The 1,437-nt window shown below is 70.1% G+C and carries 1 protein-coding gene; it reads right to left on the reverse strand.

Annotated elements, in window-relative coordinates:
• Positions 1 to 465: 465 nt before the first annotated feature.
• The coding region (locus ACWEBX_RS40645; RefSeq protein ID WP_451889714.1) for a hypothetical protein at positions 466 to 1,437 on the reverse strand (972 nt) is incomplete at its 5' end.

A 1,437-nucleotide genomic window follows, 5' to 3' on the forward strand; every position in this document is an offset into this window, starting at 1 on the left:
GTCCGTGCCCGAAACGGCGGCGCGGACCGGCTCGCACGACTCCGAGTGCAGGCGGGTCGACGCCGTGCTGCCCCACATCGAGTCGTTAGGCTCAGCGCCGCACCCATGCACAGCAGGATCTGCGCGAGGGGCAGACCGAGTAGAGCCCCGGCAGCGGCGACGAGTCCGGGCAGGAACAGTCTCAACGCCAACGGGCGCAGCACGGACTGCCGAAAGAGCAGACGCCCGCTGTCGACGTCCCAGGTGCCAAGGCGGCGCCGTCCCGTTCCTGCACGCCGAAACGCACGGTTGTCGCGGACAGCCCGCCCGAGGGTGAGCAATCCGTCGAGGCGGCTCAGGCGGGCGGCGATCAGAAAGTCGGCTGGACCGGCCAGATCGGCCGCCTCCTGATCACGGGGGCCACCACGCTCGGTCAGCCAGCGCTTCGCGGACTCCGCGTCCCGGAACGCCGGGTCCGAGGCGAGGTCAGTTCTCATCGTCACCGAACAGCCTCGCCTCGAGCATGCTGCGTAGCTCGCGCCAGTACTCGAGCCGAAAGTAGCGCAGAGGAAGCTCCGGGCGGCCGAGGTCGACCCGCTTCATCCACAGCTCGTCTCGCACCACGAGAATTTCGATGAGCGAGGCGCCGAGCACGAGCCAGGACAGCGGCACCGGCGTCAGCCACAGGCCGACGGCCCGCCCCGCCCCCCAGACAGTCCAGGGCACGAGGGACAGCTGGAGCGAGACGAGGAGGCCGCAGGCGACAAGCGTCCAGGCATCCTTCTCGATGCCCTCGTTGATGAGGAGGAGCACCATCGCAAGGGTGATCAGGTAGTGCGCCGTGTGGCCCAGAACCCACGAGCGCACCCGGACAACTCCCAGCCGGGTATTCATCCGGCCGCTCTCCGGCAACTGGCCGCTCATTAATCGCGCCACCGAGGCTGAACGCCTACCCGTGGTACGGGTCGCAAGGTCGTCCGGGCGGGGGGCCGGGGGCACCGACAAGACCGTGGAGTCATCCTCTGAGCGGCGACCGACCGCGAAGGCCGCGTCCAGGCCCCGTACGTCCTCCCGGCACCGCCCGCCGACGGCAAGGACAGCGTCGGGGCTCAGTCCCGTCTCGCGCAAGAAGACTCCCTCGGCGGCGGTGGACCGGGACAACGCGGCGAGCAGATGGAGTGTGGTTGCCCGCCGGTCCCCCGTGACGACCGTCCAGGAACCAAGGTCACACAGCACCTCGTGGACGGCGGCATCAGGTGGCGGAGGCTCCCCTGCACGGCTACTGACCACGGTTGGCGCGCCCGTTCCCCAGGGCCGGTCGCGGCCCAGCTCGCTCGGTTGATGACCTCGGCTCCGCAACATCACGCCCGCGTGCGAGGCGGGGTCTTCGGCCACGCGCAAGAGCGCGTCCAGCACATGCCCCGTCGTGACATGGGCACGGCCTTGCCGGGCGGCCAG

The sequence above is a fragment of the Streptomyces sp. NPDC005070 genome (assembly GCF_053600395.1).